We start from the raw sequence: 20407 nt of genomic DNA, 5'->3' as shown, positions 1-20407 counted from the left end.
GGCCACAGCACGCCGCCCGGCGGTGGTCACTCCACGCCTCCCGGCGGGGGCCACAGCACGCCGCCCGGCGGGGGTCACTCGACGCCTCCTGGCGGGGGCCACAGCACGCCTCCCGGTGGCGGTCACTCCACGCCTCCCGGCGGGGGTCACTCGACGCCTCCTGGCGGGGGCCACAGCACGCCTCCCGGCGGCGGTCACTCGACTCCTCCCGGTGGCGGGCACTCCACGCCGCCCGGCGGAGGCCAGAGCACGCCCCCTCCGCACGGCGGGCACAGCACCCCGCCCCCGTACGGCGGGCACAGCACCCCGCCTGGTGGCGGGCACACCGCGCCTCCGCACAACGGCGGTGGCGGCGGGCACACCCCGCCCGAGCTGCCGCACACCGGCAGTGACAACGCGGCGTTGCTGGCGGCCTCCGGCGTCAGCGCGGCGCTGATCGCGGGCGGCGCCGTTCTGTACCGGCGAGGCAGGGCCGCCTCCCGGCGGTGACCGCATCCGGCGTCGGCCCGCACACGCGGCCGGCGTCGGCACCGTACCCGGGGCCTGTCGTCGAATCACGCCGCACTCGCTGCGAGCGGGTCCCGACGACAGGCCCTCGGCGCGCTCAGCGCCGCACGGTCTCCGTCGCCCCGCGCCGGCCGGGCGCCGGGATCGCCGCACCCGGCAGCCCCGTGTGCAGCCGGCGCCGGACGCCCCGGACGAGGGTCCCCGCCGTGAAGGTCGCGCCGTGCACGAAGCGCATCGCCGGCCCGAACCCGGCCGCCGTCACCAGGCCGGCCATGAACAGTCCGGGGCAGGAGGACTCGAAGTCCCGGCCCACCTCGGGGGAGCCGTCGGCCACCGTGGCCAGGGCGTCGCGCAGCGGGCCGTCAAGGAGTCCGAGCCGTTCGCGGGTCGCCCGGAAGCCGGTGGCCGCGATCACGTGCTCGGTCTCGAAGGGGTCCGCCCCCGTCACGTCCAGCCGCACCCCGCCGTCCGCCGCGCGTGCCGCCGTCACCTCGTGGTCGAGGCACACCTCCACGGCGCCCTCCACCCGGTCGCGCACCCACCAGGCGCCGGCCGGTCCGAGCGCCGTCGCCGCGATCCGCGCCCGGGTCGGCTCCGGGAGTCGCCGGTAGAGGCCGGGGCGTTCGGCGTAGAACCAGTTGCGCCAGCCGCAGCCGAGGCCGCTGTGCGGGGAGCGGGCCGACCGCCACCACGGGCGCTCCCAGGGCGGCGGCACGTCGTTCCAGTGCAGCCGGTCCGAGCGGGCCAGCACACGGACCCGGGTGCCCTGTTCGGCGAGCAGGGCGGCCGTCTCGAGCGCGGCCTGCCCGCCGCCGATCACGGTGACGTCCCGGCCGCGGAAGCGGTCGAGGTCGCCGTGGTGGCTGCTGTGCGAGACGAGCGAGGAGGGCAGGCCGCGCAGGGCGGCCGGGATCTCCACGAAGGGCATCACGCCGACCGCGAGGGCGACCGTGCGGGCCCGCACGGTCTCGCCGTCCTCGGTGACCGCCTCGAAGCCGCCGGGCAGGGACGCGATGCGGACCACCGTGCGCTCGTCCACCTCGGGGACGGCGTTGCGGGCGAACCACAGTCCGTACTCGGCGAACGTCTCCACGGGGATCGGGTGTCCGTGCCGGGCCGTCACGCCCAGGGTCGCGCAGTAGGCGTCGAGCCGCCAGCGGGCCGCCGGGTCGGAGAGATTGGACGCCCACGGCTCGGACTTGAGGAACATCCCGCCCGGCATGTTGTCGCGCCAGGAAGCCATCGGCCGGCCGAAGACGCGCAGGCTCAGCCCGGCGTCCGCCGCGTGGGAGGCGATGGACAGGCCGTACGGGCCCGCTCCCACCACCAGCAGGTCGTACATCAGCAGCTGCTCGCTTTCTCGTCGTCGGTCGGTCCGGCCGCGGCCGGTGCGGTGCGTCCGCTCTGTGCGCCAGGTCCGGTCTGGGTGCGCAGGCGGGTCAGGGAGGACGGGGGCGGCGGTGACTGGCGGACCACGCGGCGCTCGTCTGCGGCGTCGGCCGCCGGGTCCTGGCCGCGCAGCCGGTGGAGCAGCCGGCGGGTGACGTGCGCGCCCCACAGGCCCCACATGGCCCGGCCGGGAGCGGTGTCGTCGCCCGCGTGCCAGGCCAGTTCGCGGCCCCGGCGGGTCGGTCGCAGCGCGGTCAGCGGCGCGTAGTTCTCCACGACGAACCTCCGCCCGGGCCGCGGCTCCCCGACGGGCAGCGGACGGTGCGTCAGGTCCAGGTGCTGTGCGCGGACGACGTCCACTCCGGCGGCGTCGGTGAAGAGCCGGAACTGGGCGCCGGGGCGTGGGTTGAAGTCGAGCAGGTGGTACGCGCCGGTTCCGCCGCAGCGGCGGAAGTCGAGGTCGAGGATGCCCCGGTGGCCGAGGGTGTCGACGAGGCGCTCGGCGTGCGTGCGCACCTCGGGGTTCTCCGTCCACTCGCCGACCGCGGTGAGCCCGGCCCCTCGCGGCCAGGCGCACAGTTTGCGGCCGGAGCCGCCGGCCCGGAGCGAGCCGGAGCGGTCGGCGTACCCGTGGAAGAACCAGTCGCGGTCCGCTCCCGGCGGCAGGAAGGCCTGGAGGAGCAGCCGACTGCCCGCCTCCTCGGTGCGCAGATACAGTTCGCGCGCTTCCTGGGGGGAGCGCACCAGGGCCGTGCTGCGCAGTCCCGAGCCGGCGGGCAGCAGCCAGGGCCGGCTCCACTTCGCCACCACCGGCAGGCCGAGCCGCCAGGCCTCGGAGGCGGCCTGCGCCGCGCTGTCCGGGATCACCGTGAGCGGGTGCGGCACGTCCGCCGCCGCGCACAGGGCGACCAGTTCCGCCTTGTCGGCGACCCGTTCGGGCAGCGCGCCGGGCTGCTGCGGCAGGAGGTAGGCCGGCGTCAGCTCGTCGCGCAGCCGGCTCACCGCGATGGCGCCCGCGTCGTCCATCGGGATGAGCACGGCGGGCCGTTCGACGCGGGCGGCCACCCGCAGCAGGGTGGCGGCGATGTCGGCGGGGGCGGCGCCGGGCGGCGGCGGGGGGTGCGACTCGCGTACGAAACGGGAGGTGCGCACGGGACTTCCCGTCGAGTCGGCGATCAGGTGCACGTCGACTCCGGCCCGGCCGAGGGAGCGCACGGCGCCCAGCGTGCCGTGGTGAAAGGGATTCCGGTCGATGCGCAGGAGGACGGCGGGCACGCGGGTGTCGAGGGGCGACTGGGGCATTTTTCAGCGGGTCCTTCGGCTCGGTTCACCGATATGGGCGATCAAGGCACTCGAAAGCCGTATCGGCGGTGGCGTGGATCCTTTTTGTGTGACTTTCATATGACTGAGTGTCAGTAATGCGCGGGCAGTGCGCGTTACGCGCGAGTGGAGAAAGGAGCAGGCATGGCTCCACGACAGCGACGCGCACGGTCGCGGCGGCTTGCCGTCGTCGCGGCAGCCGTCGCGGCCTCGGCCGCCCTGGCGTCCGGACCTGGATTCGCCGCGGGCGCGGGGGTGGCACGGGTCGCCGATCCTCCCGCTCCCACCCCCACCGTCCCGGCTCCCCCCTCGACCGCCCCGGCGCCCGCCGCGCCCGAGCCGGCCGTCCCCGCCCCGGCCACGACTCCGGCGGCAGAGGCGAGCCCCGCACCCACCCCGAACGAGTCCCCGACGCAGACCGCGAACCAGACCCCGACCCCGACCGAGACCCCGGGCGCATCTGTGGGCGCATCCCCCGGAGCGACCCCGGGCGCATCCCCCGCGCAGACGCCCGCGCCCTCCGCCTCGCCGACGAAGGCCGCCGCCCCCGCCTTCGGCGCCTACCTCGACTACGGAGCCCGCGGCGTGGCCCGCATCGCCGAGCTCAGCGCCTGGCTCGGCGGCTCCGACCTGCGCGTCGGCCACACCTACCTGCCGGGCGACCGGTGGCAGAACATCGAGGGCCCGGCCGGCTTCCTCGACGTCTGGGCGGACTGGCGGCGGGAGAAGGACGACCGGATGCTCGTCCTCAACGTGCCCATGATGGAGCGCAACGAGGAGGGCGTCTCCGACGCCGAGGTGCGCCGGCTGCTGCGGCAGGGCGCGGACGGCGAGTTCGATCACCACTTCACGGCTCTCGCCGAGCGGTTGGTCGCCCTGAAGGCGCCGGACACCGTGATCGTGCTCGGCTGGGAGATGAACGGCATCACGTACACCCATCGCTGCGGGCCGGACCCGGAGGCCTGGAAGAAGTACTGGAACAGGATCGTCACCGCCATGCGCGCGGTGCCGGGCCAGGAATTCAGGTTCGACTTCACGCCGACGCGCGGAAAGGACGCCGTCGCGTGGACGGAGTGCTATCCGGGGGACGACACGGTCGACATCATCGGAATGGACTCGTACGATCAGCCGTCCGGCCTGTCCTTCGACGAACAGGTGAGTGAGCCCTACGGACTCCAGGCACACGTGGACTTCGCCCGATCCCACGGCAAGCCGATCTCCTATCCCGAATGGGGACTCTTCCGCAACGGCGACAACACCGAGTACATGCGCCGCATGATCGCCTGGATGGACGAGCACCGGCCGCTGTACAACACGCTGACCGACTACTGCCCGCACGGCGTGTGGCAGTGCGGGCAGAACCCGCGCTCGTCCGAGGTCTACCGGTCGCTGCTGTCCGGCCGCACCGACGAGCCGGCCACCGAGCCGACCACCCCGGCGCCCAGCACCGACCCGACGACCCCGCCCACCACCGAGCCCACGACCCCGCCCACCACCGACCCCACCGGCGAACCCCCGGTGAACTGCACGCCGATGGACCTCGGCGACTGGGTCGAGTACTGGCTCGGCGGCAAGCTGTGCATCCGCCTGGACTGGTGGTCGCGCAACGGGTGAACCGACGTGCGGTGGCGGCAGGTCCGCGTCAGGGCCCGCCGCCACCGGCACGCTCCCTCCGCTGCTCCCGCCGGAGCAGCAGCTCCTTGCCCCGCCGCCGCGCGGCCACGTCGCACGCCACCGCCGACAGCAGCGGGGCGGTGCGCCGACGGGCCAGCAGCAGCCGCTGGTTGACGACCGGTTCGGGCCGCCAGTGGTGCTTGTACGGCTCGTCGCCGCGCAGCAGGCTCAGCGCGGCCCGCCCCCCGTCCCGGGTGTGCTCGGCGCACGCCTCCAGCAGCATCACCGCCACGTCCGCCTTGCGCTCCCGCAGCCGCGGATGGGCGCCGTAGAGGTAGCCCCCGGCCAGCCGCCGCGACAACAGCGTCAGATCCACCGCCACCACGTCGTCGTCGAGCCGGAACTCGGTGACCACCGCGGCCCCGGAGCGCACCATCGGACCCACCGAGCGCACCAGGTGCTCGCAGAACCGGTCGCGCAGGTGCTCGCCCGTCACCTTCCGCCCCTGCCACTGCAACCGGTGCAGTTCCAGCAGCCGCCGCAGCGCCGAGTCCACCTCCTCCGGGCGCACCGCCTGGCGCTGCACGCCGAGCGCGGTCAGCTTGCGCAGTTTGGCGCGCACCCGCTGCGCCTTCGCCGACGGCAGCCGGGCCACCAGCTCGTCCATGGGCACGGCGGGCAGCTCCAGGCACACCGAGTCGCCGACCCGCCGACGCGGCCCGCGCCAGTGCTCGTAGACGCGCTCCACCGCACCGCCCGGCCGCACCTCGCGGAAGTCGATCAGCGCGGTGCGGGCGGCGGCCGCGAGAGCCCCGGTGAGCGCGTCGACGGCCCGCTCGCCGTGCCCGTCGTCCACCAGGACGTCCCCGTAGTCGGAGATCGCCCCGCCGAGCGGCACGAGCGCGGGCACCGGGCGGCGCACAGCGGTCAGCGGAGCGACGGCCACGAGTTCGGCGCCCTCCCGGACCAGCTGCAGGCGCAGCCGGCCCGGGCGGCCGTACGACAGCCACCACGAGTGCAGCCAGGCGTGGCTCTGGAAAGGGGTGGCCGTCGCGCACCGCTGGTACAGCCGGTCCCAGGCCGGGGCGAGAGCGGCGAAGGCCTGTTCGTCGGTGACGACCTCGGTGGTGAACGTCGGCTTCACAGCGCCCCGTGGGCGTCCGCGGCGAGAGCCGGGCCGGGGACGGCGGCGGGACGCGCGCCCTCCTCCTCCCGGCCCCGCCTCGGCCGCGCCAGCAGCACCAGCCCGCCGAGCAGCCCGCCCGCGCTCGCCCCCACCGCGCCGGTCAGGACGGGGGACGCCGAGGAGGGCCCGGTCGGCTTCACCGCCCGGGCGAACTGCTGGAGTTCGACGTTGGTGGTGGCCTGGGAGCTCTTCGCGTGCTGCGTCAGCGAGCGGGAGACCGCGTTGGCCATGTCGGCGGCCAGGTCGGCGCGCGGCGAGGTCGCCGTGATCGAGACCATCGGGGCGTCCGGCGAGGTCGCCGTCTGCACGCTCTGCTGGAGCGTCCGCACCGGCACGCCCGCCCACACCTGCGCGTCCCCGAGCACCGCGAGCTGGGTGGCGACCCGGCCGTAGGCCTGCGCGAAGCCGAGCGCCGAGGCGGGGTCGGACTTCGCCGTGGGGACGGCGACGACATAGGCGGTGGCCGTGTACTCGGGCGCCTTGACGGCCCCGTAGGCGCCGCCGAGCAGACCGCCGGCGACGGCGCCGGCCGCGAGCAGCGCCCAGGGCGGGAGCGCCTTGGCGCGGCGCAGGGCGGCGGGACGGCGAGGGTTCTCGGTCATGGGGAACTGACTCCCTGGGGTGTCGGGGAAGCGGAGGACGACAGGGGTGGTCCGGAAACGGTGGTCGCGTACACGTCCATGAGCTGGGCGGCGCTGCGGGCGATGTCGTAGTGGAGCGCCGCCTCGGGGGCGGTGCGCGGTCCGGGCGCCTGCGCGCGGTGCGAGGACAGCGCGCGGACGAACGCGTCGGCGCCGCCGGTCACCCGGCGCGCGCCCGGCGCCGCACCGGCGGGCAGCTGCTCGATCGCAGGACAGGAGGCGTAGAGCACGGGCAGACCCGACGCCAGCGCCTCCACGACGGCCAGCCCGAAGGTCTCCTCGGGGGACGGCGAGACGAACACGTCCATGGCGCACGCCAGGGAGGGCAGGTCGGGGCCGCCGGAGCCGTCCGCGACATAGGGGCGCTCGCCGGTGAACAGGACCCGGTCGGCGACCCCGGCCTCCTGCGCGACGCGCCGCAGCACGTTCTCCTCCGGCCCGCCGCCGACCAGCAGCAGCCAGTGGTCCGGCGTGAGCCGGGCGAGGGCGCGGATGACGACGTCGAAGCGCTTGCCGGCCGTCAGACGTCCGACGCCGCCCACGACACACGCGTCGTCGGGCAGCCCGAGGCGCCTGCGGGTGCGCAGGCGGGCCGCCGGATCGAAGCGGAAGCGGGCCAGGTCGATGCCGTTGGGGACGACCTCGATGCGCGGTTCCGGCACGCCCCAGCCGCGCAGCCGGTCGGCGACCGTGGGGGAGACGGCGACCGTGGTGCGGCCCAGCCGCTCGCTGGCGAGATACAGCGCGCGCACCCCGGAGGTCAGCGGCCGTCCCTCCATCTGTGAGTCGCCCAGGGAGTGTTCGGTGGCCACCACCGCGCGGACCCCGGCGAGCCGCGCGGCCAGCCGGCCGTAGACGCAGGCCCGGTAGAGATGCGTGTGCACGAGGTCGTAGCCGCCGGAACGGACCACCCGGACCAGCCGCGGCAGCGCGCCCAGGTCACGGTTGCCGGCCATGCCCAGATGGACGACCCTGACGCCGTCCTCGGCGAGCCCGTCGGCCACCGAGCCCGGGTTGGTGAGCGTCACCACCTCGCAGTCGACCGGCAGATGCCGCAGCAGCAGCCGCAACTGCTGCTCGGCGCCGCCCACGCCCAGCCCCGTGATGATGTGCAGCGCCTTCACCGCAGCCCCTCCACGGGCCGTCGGCGCAACCGGTGCAGCCGGTACTTCAGGAACAGCCGGACGGCGTCGTCGCCCTGCCCGACATGGACCCGCGGGAGGGCGTGCAGGCCGTTCAGCGGCCCGGGGTCGATCGCGCAGGCGTAGGCGTAACCGGCCTCGCCCACGGCGTCCACGGCACGCCGGTCGACCGTCCCGTACGGGTAGCAGAACCCCTCGACCTCGGCGCCGAGGAGCTCGGCGAGCGCGGCACGGCTCTCGACCGTCTCCGCCTTCAGGGTGCTGTCGTCGGCCCGGGTCAGATCGACGTGGGTGAGGCCGTGCGAGCCGATCTCGACGCCCTCACCGGCCGCGCTGCGGATGCCGTCGGCGGTGAGCAGGGGCTTGCGCGGCCCCAGCGGGTCCCAGGCGTTGTCGCCGCCCAGCCGGCCGGGCAACACGAACAGGGTGGCGTTGCAGCCCTGTCGGCGCAGCACCGGCAGCGCCCCGGTGAGGAAGTCGGCGTAGCCGTCGTCGAAGGTGAGGCCCACCAGGTCGCGTCCCTCGCCCCGCGCGCGGGCGGCCAGCAGCTCGGCCACGGAGACGCCGCGCAGACCGCGCCGGCGCAGCCACGTCAGCTGCTGCTCCAACCGCTGGGGGGTCACCGTGATGCAGTAGGGATCCTCGGAGCAGTCGCTCACGGAGTGGTACATCGCCACCCACGGGACGGGGGCGCGGGTGCTGCGGTCAGGAGCGGCCATGGCAGAGCTTTCGGGTCGCGGAACGTACGGAACGGAATGCGGAGACGACGCCCTGGGCGCCCAGGGCCCGCCCCAGCAGCAGGAAGACGACGGTCACGGTGAGGCCCCCGACGGCGAGCCCCCGCACCGGGTCGGCGAACCGTGCGGCGGCGAGCGCCCCGGCGAGGGTGGCCGCCAGCGCCGCGCGCACCGGCCGGCTCAGCTCGCCCAGCACGCCCCGGACGCGGATCGGGACGCTGCGCGGGCCCATGCCGGCCAGCAGCACCAGGGCGGTGACGGTGATGCCGGTCGCGTTGGCGACGGCGATGCCGTACACCCCCCAGGGGCCGACGCTCAACGCGCCGATCCAGGACGTCACGACGATCCCGGCGGCCATCGAGCAGACCGGGTACCAGGAGCCGCGGCCTCCCGAGAAGTAGGAGCGGACCAGCACGCCCACCAGGGTCTGGCCGAGCAGCCCGAGCGCGTACACCCGCATGACGCCCGCCGTCGCCGCCGTGTCGCGGGCGGTGAACGCGCCGCGCTGGAAGAGCACCTCGACGATCTGCGGGGCGCACGCCACGACCGCGGCCGTGCCCAGCAGCACGATGCACGACGCCAGGGCCAGATCCCGTTCCACCCGGCTGCGGGCCCGCTCGGCGTCCCCCTCGGCCAGCGCCCGCGCGACCACGGGGAAGGTCACCGTGCACACCATCACCGAAAGGATCATCGGCATCTGTGCGACCTTCTGCGCGTAGTTGAGGTGCGAGATCGCCCCCGCCGGAAGCTGGGAGGCGAGGAATCGCTCGATGAGCGTCTGGGACTGCCGGCACAGCGCGAAGAGCAGGACCGTCGCCAGCAGCGCGGTGTCCAGCGGCCGCGGCTCCTCCTGGCCGACGGGCGCCGCCCCGCCCGTACGGCCCTTGCGGAGCTGACCGATCAGCGAGGGCAGCTGCACGAGGACCATGAGCATCCCGCCCACCGCCACCCCGGCCGCCGCCGACCGCACGCCCCAGCGCCCGCCCAGCGCGAACATCCCGGTGACGATGCCCACGTTGTAGGCGACGTAGATCGCCGCGGGCGCCACATACCGCCGGTGGGCGCGCAGGGCCGCGCTGCAGTACCCGGCGAGACCGAAGCTCACCGCGCAGGTCGCGGTCAGCCGGGTGCAGTCGACGGCGAGCGCCGGGTCGGGCAGACCGGGCGCGAGGACGTCGACGACCTGCGGGGCGGCGCCGACGAGCAGCGCGCCGACCGCGACGAACGCCAGCGACAGCCGGGGCAGCGTGCCGGCGACCAGCGCCCGGACCGGGTCGCCGGGCGCGCCCCGGGAGCGGCGGGCCAGCGCCATGCTGAACGCCGGGATGAGGGCGAACGCCAGTCCGTCCTCGATCAGCAAGGTGGCCGCGAACTCGGGCACGGTCCACGCGACGAGGAAGGCGTCGGTGTCGCTGCCCGCCCCGAAGAGCCGGGCCAGCGACTGGTCCCGGACCAGCCCGAGCAGGGCCCCGGCCACCGACAGGGCGGCGGTGACGAGCGCGGCCTTGGCGAGGAAGCCGCTGGAGGCGGCGGGGAGTTCGCCGGCCTCACCGGCAGCCTCGGGGGCCGTCTCCCCGGACCGCGCCGCGGATCGTGCGGGCGGCACGGACACGGGCCCGTCCGTGCGGGGTGTCCGAGGAGGCGTCACGGTCATCGGGTCTGCGCCTCCCCGAGGCCGCCGGCGCCGACCAGGGCCCACCAGGCGACGACCCCGAAGACGACGGCGGTCAGCACCGTCGACGGCCCGCCGATGTCGGCGTACACGAAGTCGATCAGCTGCCAGACCAGCAGGCCGCAGGCGAACAGCGCGCAGTCGAGGCCGCGGCCGCAGCGCCGGGCCCGCAGCCACCCCCGCAGCCCGCACGCCAGCATCGCCAGCCAGCCGCCCGCGAGGGCGAGCAGTCCGATCAGCCCCTGTTCGCCGAGGACCAGCAGATACATGTTGTGCGGGGACAGCAGCGGCTGCCGGACGAAGCCGGAGCCCGCGCCGTCGGTGTCGCTGCCGGAGGACAGCGCGAGCGGGGCGTGCGCGTCCCGGTGCTCGGGGAAGCCCTTCAACCCGACGCCGGTGAGCGGCTGTTCGGCCCACATGCCGACCGCGGACGTCCACAGGGCGTACCGGTCGGTGACCGACTGGTCGGGGGCGTCCGCGACCTGCGTGATGCTGTTGACGCGCTCCTGGAGCATCGCCGAGCCGACGCCGAAGCCGCCCACCAGCACCACCCCGGCGGCGATCGCCGCCGCGCCGACCTTGAGGGCCCGGCGCAGTCCGGCGAGGACCAGCTGGACCGTGCACGTCAGCGCGGTCGCGATCCACGCGCCCCGGCTGAAGGAGAGCGCGAGCGGCGCCAGCAGGGCGAGCGCGGCGGCGGCGGCGACGGCCCGCTGCCGCGCAGCGGAAGCGCCGAGCGCCAGACCGACCGCGCAGACGAGCCCGAAGGAGACGACGGTCGCCATGCCCATCACGTCCTGCGGGCCGAAGGTGCCGACCGCCCGGATCGTCTCGCCCTGGTAGGAGGCGCCGGTCCCGGTGACGAACTGGTGGACGCCGACGGCCCCCTGCCAGCCCGCGAGCCCGACGAACGACCAGGCGAGCACCCGCAGGTCGGCCCGGTCCCGGACGAGCAGCACGACCGCCGCGGGGACCAGCACGAAGATCTGCAGATAGCGGCCGAGGCCGGTGAGACCCGCGCCCGGCGAGGACGCACCCATCGCCGCGAGCGCGAGCCCCGCGACCGGCATCGCGAGGACCACGGCCGCCGTACGGGACAGCGGGCGCCGCCGCTGCCGCAGCAGCCGCACCACGCAGAACAGCACGACCAGCGCGGACAGCGCGTCGGCCGGCCCGGCGCCGCCCTCGCCGCCGGGGGAGAGGGGGAGACCGAGCAGGGCGATCACGGCGACCACCGGCAGGACCGGTGACAGCGTCCGGGCGCGGGGCAGCGTCAGCGCAAGGGGCGGGGCGAAGGTCATCGGCGGTTCAGCTCCCGGTCGGTCGCACGAGGGCGGCCGCGGTGCGCAGCAGGATGCACACGTCCTGCCACAGCGACCAGTTGTCGATGTACGCGTTGTCGAAGCGGGCCCGGTCCTCGATCGAGGTGTCCCCGCGCAGCCCCTGCACCTGGGCGAGGCCGGTGATGCCGGTCCGCATCCGGTGACGCGCCGCGTAACCGGGGTAGGTCTGGCTGAACTGGCCGACGAAGAAGGGGCGTTCGGGGCGCGGGCCGACGAGGCTCATGTCGCCGCGCAGGACGTTCCACAACTGGAGCAGCTCGTCCAGCGAGGTCTGGCGCAGAAAACGGCAGAAGCGGCTCATCTCCCGTTCGCCGGCCACGCTCCAGCGGGTCGCCGACTCGTGCTCGTCGACCGGGCGGTGGGTGCGGAACTTCAGCAGGGTGAAGGGCCGGCCGTCCTTGCCGATGCGCTCCTGCCGGAAGACCACCCCGGGGCCGTCGGTCAGCCGCAGCACGGCCGCGCACAGCAGCAGCAGCGGGCTCACCAGCAGCAGCAGCGTCCCGGAGACCACGACGTCCAGCAGCCGCTTGCCGAGGCTGCCGCGCCGCCGGGCGCCCAGGTCGAGGCGCCGGCAGGAGAACCCGGCCAGTTGCTCGCGGCTCGCGTACGAAGGGGTGTCGGCGTCGACCTCCCACACCGTGCAGCCCGACTCGGCGAGCGCCCGCAGCAGCGGGCCCTGCACGCTGCGCACGGCGGGGTGGACGCACAGCACGTCCCGCACGCCGTTCTGGATGAGGGCCCGCTGCACCTCCTGACCGGAGGTCAGCACCGGCAGCCCCTCGCCGCCGCCGGAGCTCTCGGCCACGACCCCGACCGGCTGCACCCCGCACCGGGGATGCCGCAGCACGGCCGCGGCCACCCGCTGCGCGGTCGTCGCGGGGCCGATGACGAGAGCGGCGCGGGGCCGGCGCAGCAGCGCCCGGCGCCGGCGCAGATGCACGACCGCACGGGCCGCGCAGCCGACCGCGGCCTGCGCCGCGCAGCCGACGACCAGAGTGCGGGCCGAGAGGGCGTGCGCCGGGTTCCACGCCGCGGCGAGCGCGCCGAGCGCGAGCCAGGCCACCGCGATCCGGCCGCACACGGCGGGCAGTTCGTCGAGCACCCCCGCCACCGGACGCGGACGCTGCGGACGCAGCAGTATCGTCGCCGCCACCAGCAGGGCCATCAGTAACGGGCGGCGTTGCGCCCCGGTCAGGGCCAGCGCGCCCGCGCACGCGGCGAGGCCGTCGGCGAGCAGCAGCGGCAGCGGCGAGGCGGGCGGCGCCGGGGGCCGGCGGGCGGGGAACCGGAATCCCGCTGCGCTGCCCCGCCGCGGGATGACCGAGACGGGCGAGTATCCGGCCTGCGTGCCGGGAGAGGGGACGGTGCTTTCCGCAGTCACGAGTGGATGGACTCCCTGCACTCGGTGGGCGCGACCCGCGCCCCTTTGGTGGTCGTGAGCAGCTCGCGGTACACGCACTCGACCGCCTCGGCCGTGCGCCGCACGTCGTGCACGGCCAGGACGTGCCGACGTCCCCGGTGGCCGAGCGACTCGCGCAGCAGCGGGTCGGACAGCAGGGCGCAGACCGCGTCGGCGAGCGCCGCGGGGTTCTCGGCGGGGGCGAGGCAGTGCTCGGCGAGTCCGGCCGGCAGGCTCTCCCGGGCGCCGTTCACCTCGGTCACCACCACGGGTCTTCCGCAGGCCATCGCCTCCAGGGGGGCCAGCGCCATGCCCTCCCAGCGCGAGGGCAGCACCACCAGATCGGCGGCCTGGTACCAGGGCACGGCGTCGGCGACGGCCCCCGCGAAGAGCACCGACTCCGGCGCCGCCGACCGCAGACGCGCCGCGTCCGGGCCGTCGCCGACCAGCGCCAGCCGGGCGGCGGGCGTCCTGGCCACGATCGTGTCCCAGGCCTGCAGCAGCACGTCCTGCCCCTTCTGCCGGCACAGCCGCCCCACGCACACCACCAGCGGGGCGGCCGGGTCGAGGCCGGGCAGCAGCGAGGCCCGCACGGTGTCGACGGAGGCGGGGTGGAAACGCCCGGAGTCGATGCCGTTGGGGACGACGCTCCACCGTGCGGCGATCCCCGCCCGCAGGCCGGCGGCGCGTTCCGCCTCGCTCACGCACACCAGCCGGTCCGCCCAACGCGCCCCCCACCGTTCCCAGTGGAGGGCGAGCGCGGCGGTGGCGCCCCCGACGGCCTCGAAGGACCAGGCGTGCGGCTGGAACACGGTCGGGATCCGGCCGCGCACCGCGAGCCGGCCGACGAGCCCCGCCTTCGCGCTGTGCGCGTGCACGAGGTCGGGGCGTACCTCGGCGATCAGGCGTGCGAGCCGCCGCACCTCGCCGGGGAGGGAAGGGCCCGGCGACCGGGTCGCCGCCCAGTGCCGGGTCCGCGCGCCCAGGGACCGCAGTTCCCCGGCGAGCCCGCCGGCCGGGCAGGCCACGGTGACGTGCAGCCCCGCCGCGAGCTGGGCCCGCGTCAGGTCGGTCACGACCCGGGCGACCCCGCCTTCCACGGGCTGGGTGAGGTGCAGGACCCGGGGCCCGGCGTCGGGTTCTGGCTGGTGCATTGCGCGGATTCCTCGCTCACGGTGGCGCTCGGGACTGCAGGAACGCGCCTGATTACTTCTTCCGTGTGTCGACGGCTACGAAGAGCGCCCCGGCCCACGCCGCGTCCCGGTGGGAAACGAGCCGAACGGCCAGCTGGTCACCGCCGTGCCGCAAACCCCTGCGGAGATCGAACACGTCGGAGTCGTAGCCGAGTGTGTTGACGTACGCCGGTACACGCGCCGCCGGAGCCTCCCCCGGCTCGCTGATCGTGGAGTTCAACACATCGTCAGATGGATTGACCGGGTCGGTGAGCGCGGTGAACGGCGCGCCACCGGTCGAGAACATGAGCGAATCACCCGAACGGCCGCGGTCTCCGTCGTAGGCCACGAGCCCGGCCCGGCCGCCCGCGCCGGGCGCGATGTCCAGCCCGCGCAGCCGGATCTCCTTGCCGGCCGGGGAGCCGAGGGTGTCGAAGCCGTCCCACACCGACAGGTGGCGCAGCGGCTCCGCCGCGTTGCGGTACGCCACGACCATCGTCCAGCCGCCCCACGCTCCGGTGGTCGAGCGGCCCATGGCCACGTTCACCTGGGCGACCGTGTAGAGGCCCCGGCCGCTCTGACGCACCAGCCGGGTCACGTCCGCGGAGGCCTGGAAGGCGTCGGCGCCCTGAGCCACCCGGTGGCCGACGACCGTGTCCGCGAGCACCGCCTTGTACGCCCCGCCGGGCTCGGCGATGAGCACCCTCCCGTTGTCCTTGGGCGGCTTCTGCTCTCCCACGCGCAGGTTGCCGCCCCAGTACAGGCGCGCGTACGTCACCTGTGCGCCCTTGGGCAGACGGACCTCGGCGCGGGAGGAGTTGTAGGTGTTCGGGTCGTCGTCGACGTCGACGTAGAACATGTCGAAGCCGTTGTTGACGCCTGCCCCGCCCTGGCGGACGGCGGGGCAGGAGGGCGCCGCCCGGACCGCCGGAGCGGCCCGGCAGCTGATGGCCGCGTTGGCCGCGCGGACGATCCCGCCGTGCTGCGTGGCGTGGTAGCGCTGCTGGAAGGCGAGGCTCTTCGCCTCCGTGGCGGGCGGCGCGCCGGCCGCACGGGCGCCGGACGGCGCCCAGAGCGAGGCGAGGGCGAGAACGCCGACCGTCGCGCGGCGCAACAGCGGACCCAGGGAATTGCGCATGACCGGCAGTGGCCTTTCGTGCGATTTGCTTGCTATAGGCGTGCGGCAGATGGGGCGCAACTCTAACTTCTGTCCGGATTAATCCGTAGAAACAGGACAAGTGTGTCGGAATGGTGAAGCGAAGCCCCGGCTGACATCACTCATTTGGCGGCACAACCCCCGCGCCGCCCGCGCGTTGACCTCAGCGCCGGGCATCCCCGCCCAGGTGTTTGTGTCAAAACCCCAAGGAGCACCTCTCCATGTCGCGTATCGCGAAGGGCCTGGCCCTGACCTCCGTTGCCGCCGCGGCCGTCGTCGGCGCCTCCGGCATCGCCGCCGCCGACAGTGGCGCGAACGCCGTCGCCGCGCACTCCCCGGGCGTGCTGTCGGGCAACGTCGTCCAGGTTCCCGTCCACATCCCGGTCAACGTCTGCGGCAACACGATCAACGTGGTCGGCCTGCTGAACCCGGCGTTCGGCAACACCTGCGTCAACGACTGACGTCACCTCGTCTCCGAGGTCACGACACGTCATCCGTCGAACGGCCGCCCTCCCGCCAGGAGGGCGGCCGTTCGCGTTTGCGAAACGCGTTGCCCCGAACGGGCGGACGGGCCGCGACACGCTCGGCGGGCCTTGACAGCGCTTCCACCTGCGGCGGAGCGAGTGGAACAGACCGCTGTCGATCACTGCACGCGTTCGACCTGTTGCGGAGTGTGACATTACATTCGCACGGTGGGCGAAAGACCAGACGCAATCGAAAGGATTTCTCATGCGTGGTCTGCCCGCACGGCGTATCGCTTCCACCGCTCTGTGCGCCTCCCTCGTCCTCGGCGTCGCCGCCCCCGCCGCCCTGGCGGCCGATCGAGCCGCGGCCCGTGAGCGCGTCGCCGCGGCGTCGGACGCGCCGGTCCCCGGCAGCGCCGCGCTGCTCGCCCAGGTCGAGGGCCTCGGCCGTCTCGGCGCCGTGATCACCCCCGTCACCAAGCTGCTCAGAACCGCCCTCAAGGCCGAGGACGGTCAACTCACCGCCGATCAGGCGACCCAGCTCGCCGAGGCCGTCAAGGCAGCCGTCGCGAAGATCGGCGCGACGGCGGGGACGGCCGCGCCTGCCCTGCCCGCCGACCCGGCGGCCGCCCTCCCGGCCGCCCCCGCCGCTCCGGCCGCTCCGCCCGCCCCCGCGCTCCCGGCCGCTTCGGGGCTCGCGGCCTCCGCGCCGACGTCGACCGTCGCTGCCGCAAAGCCGAAGGCGGCCGCCGACCCGGTGTCCGACGCTCTCGCCGCCGTGCAGAAGACCGTCGACGACCTGCTCACGGCGGCGACCTCGCTCGACGTGGGCGCCATCGTGTCGGCGGTCTCCGGTGTGGTGGACGGCCTGCTCGACCTGCTGGCCGCGACGCTGGCCGGGCTCGGCCTGTCCCTGCCGGAGCTGCCGGTGGAGACACCCGCCGCCGCGCCGGAGGCGCCCGCCGCACCGGCCCTTCCGGCCGCTCCGCCGCCCGCGGCTCCGGCCTTGCCGCCCGCTCCCGCCCTGCCGGCCGCTCCCGCGCTGTCCGTGGGGCCCGCGGCTCCGGCGGCGCCGGTGCTCCCGGTCGGCTGACGGCCGCCGGACGACCGTTCCCGGCACGGCAGTTCCGGCACGGCAGTCCCGGCCGCAGTCCCGGCACGGCAGTTCTCGGAACATCCGCACCCCGGCCCCGCCCTCAGAGGCGGCCGGGGTGCTTGTGGTCAGGGTTTGCAGCTGGCAATTGACCGCTTCCTCAGCCCGACCGCCTGGAGGGGACGGGGGCCAGGCGAGCAACGCCCGTGGCGGCTTCACGTTCTTTGATCCACGAGGCCTGCATCCGGGCAGGCCGGCGCCGGTCAGAGGTCACTCACGTACGTCCGCCAGCCCCACTGCCCTGCGGCGCAAGGCGAGGGCGGCCGGAGCGACCGCCGAGATCACGGCGAGCACCGCGCAGGCGCTCAGAGCGGCCGCGAGCGTTGCCCACGGGATTTCGATGGACGTCCACACCGAGAGCAGACCCAGCGCGCTCCACATGCCCACCAGGTTGAGCACGGCGACCAGCGCTCCCGACAGTCCGCCGACCATGACCACCATCAGCGCCTCGGCGCCCACCAGCCGCAGCACCTGCCACCTGGTGGCGCCGGCCAGCCGCAGCACAGCCAGCTCGCGGGCCCGGTCGGAGGTCGCCATGACCATCGTGTTGGCCAGCGAGATGCCGGTGTAGAGAAGAGCGATCCCGAGGACCAGGAAGAAGCCCATCCGGGTCGTCCGGTCGGTCTCGGGATACCTCGCCCGCACCCAGGCGCCCCTGGTCAGGACCTGCCCGCCGGACGCCCGCGTCGCCTGACGCAGACCGACGGCCACGGCGCCCGCGTCGGCGCCGGCCGCGAGGCGGACATCGACCCGGTCGACGGGAGCCGCGGGAGCGTTGCGCAGGGTGACGTAGACGCCGTTGTCGCCGGTGCCGATGGTCATGACCGCGGCGATCTTCAGGGACTTCCTCGTGCCGTCACCGAGCCATACGTCCACCCGCTCGCCCACGGTGTGCTGCTCCCACTCCTCGTTGACGATGATCGAGTCGTCGTCCAGATCGCCCACCTTCCCTGCGGCGAGCGGGAGACGGGCCGTTGCCGCGAGCGGTTCCGGCTCGACGGCCCTGGCATCGGACCTGATGAGCGCCACGCCGTCCTCCAGGACGTACACGGCGCTCGACGAGCTCGTCGAGACCTCGACGCCGGACACGGCCTGCAGCCGCCGCAGCGTCGCATCGTCGAAGCCGGCGTCGCCCGCCGGAGTGACCACGAAGTCGGCGGCCGTCTGCTCGCGCACCTCGGTCGCCTTCGCCTCGTCGAGGGTTCTCGTGGCGCCGAGCAGCGAGCCCGCCAGCGCGACCAAGACCAGCACGGGCGCCGCGACGGCGGCGGTGCGGCGCACCCCGGCGGCGGCGTTCTCCCGCACCAGCATCCCCACGGCGCCCGGCAGTTGGGCCGGCAGCCAGGCGATCATCCGGGCCAGTGGCCGCACCAGCACCGGCGCGAGCAGCGCGACCGCAGTGATCAGCAGCATCGGCCGGCTCACATAGGTCTTGCGCTGCAGCAGGTCGCCTGGGTTCGTCACCAGGGCCAGGGCCAGCGTCACCGCGGCGGTGATCAGCAGAGCCCCGCCGACCAGCCGGCGACCGCATGTCATCGGCCGGGTGTCCACGGACGCCTCGCGCAGCGCCTCGGTGGGACCGGTGCGCCCCGCCCGCCAGGACGCGGCCAGCACGCCGCACAGGGCCACGAACAGGCCCGTCCAGAACGCCGTGTGATAGGGCCAGGTGTAGTCGCCGATGGTGAACCAACGAGGCGCGAGGCTCTCGTCGACCGCCCACTCGGCGAGCTCGGGAGCCCCGTAGGAACCGAGCGCACAGCCGGCGGCCGAGGCGAGCACACCGACCACGAGGGCCTCGTGGACGACCATGCGGCGGATCTGCCCCGGGGTCGCCCCGGCGGTACGCAGCAGCCCGAACTCGCGGCGCCGCTGGGCCACCGCGAACGCGAAGGTCGAGGCCACCACGAACACCGACACGAATCCGGCGACGCCGCCGGCCGTGCCGAACATGGCGTTCATCGCGGTGAGGGCCTCGCTGTCCCGGTCGGGGTCGGCGTCGGCGTACCGGCGCGCGTCCCCGGTGAGGACCTTGACGCCTTCACTGCCGCGCACCGCCTTGCGCACGGCCGCCGCATCGGCGTCGACCACGAGCTGGAGGCTGCGCGGCGACAGTTCGGCGGCGCGGGTGTCGGTGTAGAACACGGCGTTCTCGAAGCCGAGCCCGGCCACGGTGCCGACGACGCGCACGGTGCCGCCGTCAGTGCGCACCCGGGCGCCCGGACGGGCCCACTCGCCGCTGACGACGACCTCGTCAGCGGCCTCGGGCGCGCGTCCCGCGTCGAGGTCGTACGGCGCGAAGGCTGCCGTGGACCAGGGGTGGCCCACCAGATCGGCGGGGCCGCCCTCGGCCCGCACCGCGAACGACCGGTCCTCGACCACGGTCCCGAGATCCCGCAGCTTCGCGACCGCGTGGTCGGGCACGGCACGCGGCTGAGCGAGCTTCTGGGTGCGGTCGCCGACCGAGGTGGGCACCTCGAGGGTGTCCTGCCCCTTGACGACGACCGGCGCGGCGGCGAACCGCTCCGGCCCCCGATCGGGTGCGTCCAGCGAGGAGGCCAGGGCCAGCCCCATCACGGCGACCAGCGCCACACCCAGGCAGAGGGCGACGAAACTGCCGACGAAGGTGACCCAGCGGGTGCGCAGGGTGCGCAGCGCGGTGCTCAGCACGGCGCCGCCTCGAGCTTGGTCATGCGCGCCGCGATGTCCTCGGCCAAGGCGCCGATCAGCTCACCGTTGACTCGGCCGTCGACGAGGAAGACGACGCGGTCGGCGTAGGAGGCGGCGACGGGGTCGTGGGTGACCATGATGATCGTCTGGCCGTCCCGGTCGACCATGCCGCGCAGCAGGGTCAGCACCTCGCGGCCGGTCTGCGAGTCGAGCGCGCCGGTCGGCTCATCGCCGAACAGCACTTCGGGTCGGGTGATCAGGGCGCGGGCCAGGGCAACCCGCTGCTGCTGGCCGCCGGACATCTCCGTCGGGCGGTGCCGCGCGCGGTCGCCGATTCCGACCTGCTCGAGCACCTCCCGCACCTGGGCCTTCTTCGGGCGACGGCCGGCCAGCCGCAGGGGCAGGGCCACGTTCTGCTCGGCGGTCAGCGAGGGCAGCAGGTTGAACGCCTGGAACACAAAGCCGATGCGCTCGCGGCGCAGCAGGGTCAACTCGGTCTCGCTCAGCCTGGTCAGCTCCGTGTCGCTCACGGTGACCGAGCCCGATGTGGGCCGGTCCAGGCCTGCGGCGCACTGCAGCAGGGTCGACTTGCCGGACCCGGAGGGGCCCATCACGGCGGTGAAGGTCCCCCTCGGGAAGGCGAGCGACACCTCGTCGAGGGCGGTGACGGACGCACCGCCCGAGCTGTACCGCCGGGTCACGGAGTGCAATCGGATCGCGTCGTTGCTCATATGTTCCCCACCAGTACCTGCTCCTCGGCTCGTTGGTTCCTCCACGAAACCGCGGAAACCCCGCGTGACGCAGTACGGCCCGAAGGAGACTTGGGGTAGTGCCAGGCCTACCCC

Annotated in this window: 17 protein-coding genes; 4 read left to right on the top strand and 13 right to left on the bottom strand. The window is 74.7% G+C overall.

Annotation, left to right across the window (positions count from 1 at the left end):
• The first annotated feature begins 372 nt into the window (after positions 1-372).
• A complete protein-coding gene (locus ABT300_RS07675) occupies positions 373-489 on the top strand; it encodes an LPXTG cell wall anchor domain-containing protein (RefSeq protein ID WP_351673102.1) in 117 nt (38 codons plus the stop codon).
• Positions 490-604: 115 nt separating this feature from the next.
• Here ABT300_RS07675 and ABT300_RS07670 read toward each other — a convergent pair whose 3' ends face one another.
• Together ABT300_RS07670 and ABT300_RS07665 are read right to left on the bottom strand one after the other, a co-directional pair.
• Entirely contained in the window at positions 605-1849 is a 1245-nt protein-coding gene (locus ABT300_RS07670) for an FAD-dependent oxidoreductase (protein ID WP_351673096.1), read from the bottom strand.
• On the bottom strand, positions 1849-3198 hold the full coding sequence (locus tag ABT300_RS07665; protein ID WP_351673094.1) for a carboxylate--amine ligase: 1350 nt from the start codon (positions 3196-3198) through the stop codon (positions 1849-1851). Before ABT300_RS07665 ends, ABT300_RS07670 begins: the two co-directional genes overlap by 1 nt.
• 162 nt (positions 3199-3360) lie before the next feature.
• Here ABT300_RS07665 and ABT300_RS07660 point away from each other — a divergent pair, with 162 nt between their 5' ends.
• On the top strand, positions 3361-4830 hold the full coding sequence (locus tag ABT300_RS07660; protein ID WP_351673092.1) for a glycoside hydrolase family 26 protein: 1470 nt from the start codon (positions 3361-3363) through the stop codon (positions 4828-4830).
• Positions 4831-4858: 28 nt separating this feature from the next.
• On the opposite strand, the gene ABT300_RS07655 is transcribed toward ABT300_RS07660, so the two are convergent.
• From ABT300_RS07655 to ABT300_RS07615, 9 genes are read right to left on the bottom strand one after another with little or no spacing between them, the layout of a single operon-like run.
• A complete protein-coding gene (locus ABT300_RS07655) occupies positions 4859-5974 on the bottom strand; it encodes a GNAT family N-acetyltransferase (protein ID WP_351673090.1) in 1116 nt (371 codons plus the stop codon).
• On the bottom strand, positions 5971-6618 hold the full coding sequence (locus tag ABT300_RS07650; RefSeq protein ID WP_351673088.1) for a YveK family protein: 648 nt from the start codon (positions 6616-6618) through the stop codon (positions 5971-5973). Before ABT300_RS07650 ends, ABT300_RS07655 begins: the two co-directional genes overlap by 4 nt.
• Positions 6615-7781: a glycosyltransferase gene (locus ABT300_RS07645; protein WP_351673086.1), complete on the bottom strand. Its 1167-nt coding sequence runs from the start codon at positions 7779-7781 to the stop codon at positions 6615-6617. The genes ABT300_RS07650 and ABT300_RS07645 overlap by 4 nt, the downstream gene beginning before the upstream one ends.
• The gene (locus tag ABT300_RS07640; RefSeq protein WP_351673085.1) at positions 7778-8518 is read right to left on the bottom strand and encodes a polysaccharide deacetylase family protein; all 741 of its coding nucleotides are present in this window, start codon (positions 8516-8518) and stop codon (positions 7778-7780) included. The genes ABT300_RS07645 and ABT300_RS07640 overlap by 4 nt, the downstream gene beginning before the upstream one ends.
• A complete protein-coding gene (gene murJ, locus ABT300_RS07635; protein ID WP_351673084.1) occupies positions 8505-10190 on the bottom strand; it encodes a murein biosynthesis integral membrane protein MurJ in 1686 nt (561 codons plus the stop codon). The genes ABT300_RS07640 and murJ overlap by 14 nt, the downstream gene beginning before the upstream one ends.
• Positions 10187-11509, bottom strand: coding sequence for an O-antigen ligase family protein (locus ABT300_RS07630; RefSeq protein ID WP_351673083.1), 1323 nt, complete (start codon positions 11507-11509; stop codon positions 10187-10189). The genes murJ and ABT300_RS07630 overlap by 4 nt, the downstream gene beginning before the upstream one ends.
• Before the next feature lie 7 nt (positions 11510-11516).
• Positions 11517-12932: an exopolysaccharide biosynthesis polyprenyl glycosylphosphotransferase gene (locus ABT300_RS07625; RefSeq protein WP_351673082.1), complete on the bottom strand. Its 1416-nt coding sequence runs from the start codon at positions 12930-12932 to the stop codon at positions 11517-11519.
• Positions 12929-14104, bottom strand: a complete 1176-nt coding sequence (locus tag ABT300_RS07620) for a glycosyltransferase (protein WP_351673081.1) — start codon at positions 14102-14104, stop codon at positions 12929-12931. Before ABT300_RS07620 ends, ABT300_RS07625 begins: the two co-directional genes overlap by 4 nt.
• Before the next feature lie 52 nt (positions 14105-14156).
• The gene (locus ABT300_RS07615; protein ID WP_351673080.1) at positions 14157-15260 is read right to left on the bottom strand and encodes a DUF3344 domain-containing protein; all 1104 of its coding nucleotides are present in this window, start codon (positions 15258-15260) and stop codon (positions 14157-14159) included.
• Positions 15261-15499: 239 nt separating this feature from the next.
• On the opposite strand from ABT300_RS07615, the gene chpG reads away from it, so the two are divergent.
• Positions 15500-15739, top strand: a complete 240-nt coding sequence (chpG, locus tag ABT300_RS07610; protein WP_351673079.1) for a chaplin ChpG — start codon at positions 15500-15502, stop codon at positions 15737-15739.
• Positions 15740-16007: 268 nt separating this feature from the next.
• A complete protein-coding gene (locus tag ABT300_RS07605) occupies positions 16008-16835 on the top strand; it encodes a hypothetical protein (protein WP_351673078.1) in 828 nt (275 codons plus the stop codon).
• Between the two features lie 270 nt (positions 16836-17105).
• Here ABT300_RS07605 and ABT300_RS07600 read toward each other — a convergent pair whose 3' ends face one another.
• Both ABT300_RS07600 and ABT300_RS07595 read right to left on the bottom strand, forming a co-directional pair.
• Positions 17106-19562 carry an ABC transporter permease gene (locus ABT300_RS07600; RefSeq protein WP_351673077.1) on the bottom strand — a complete coding sequence of 819 codons (2457 nt, stop codon included), beginning with the start codon at positions 19560-19562 and terminating at the stop codon, positions 17106-17108.
• The gene (locus ABT300_RS07595) at positions 19556-20293 is read right to left on the bottom strand and encodes an ABC transporter ATP-binding protein (RefSeq protein ID WP_351673076.1); all 738 of its coding nucleotides are present in this window, start codon (positions 20291-20293) and stop codon (positions 19556-19558) included. The genes ABT300_RS07600 and ABT300_RS07595 overlap by 7 nt, the downstream gene beginning before the upstream one ends.
• Between the last annotated feature and the right edge of the window lie 114 nt (positions 20294-20407).

Origin of the sequence: Streptomyces sp. NPDC001027, from assembly GCF_040299045.1 — a bacterium.
Classification (GTDB): Bacteria; Actinomycetota; Actinomycetes; order Streptomycetales; family Streptomycetaceae; genus Streptomyces.
Note: the sequence above shows the minus strand (reverse complement) of the source record. Positions and strands in the feature narration are given on the sequence as shown.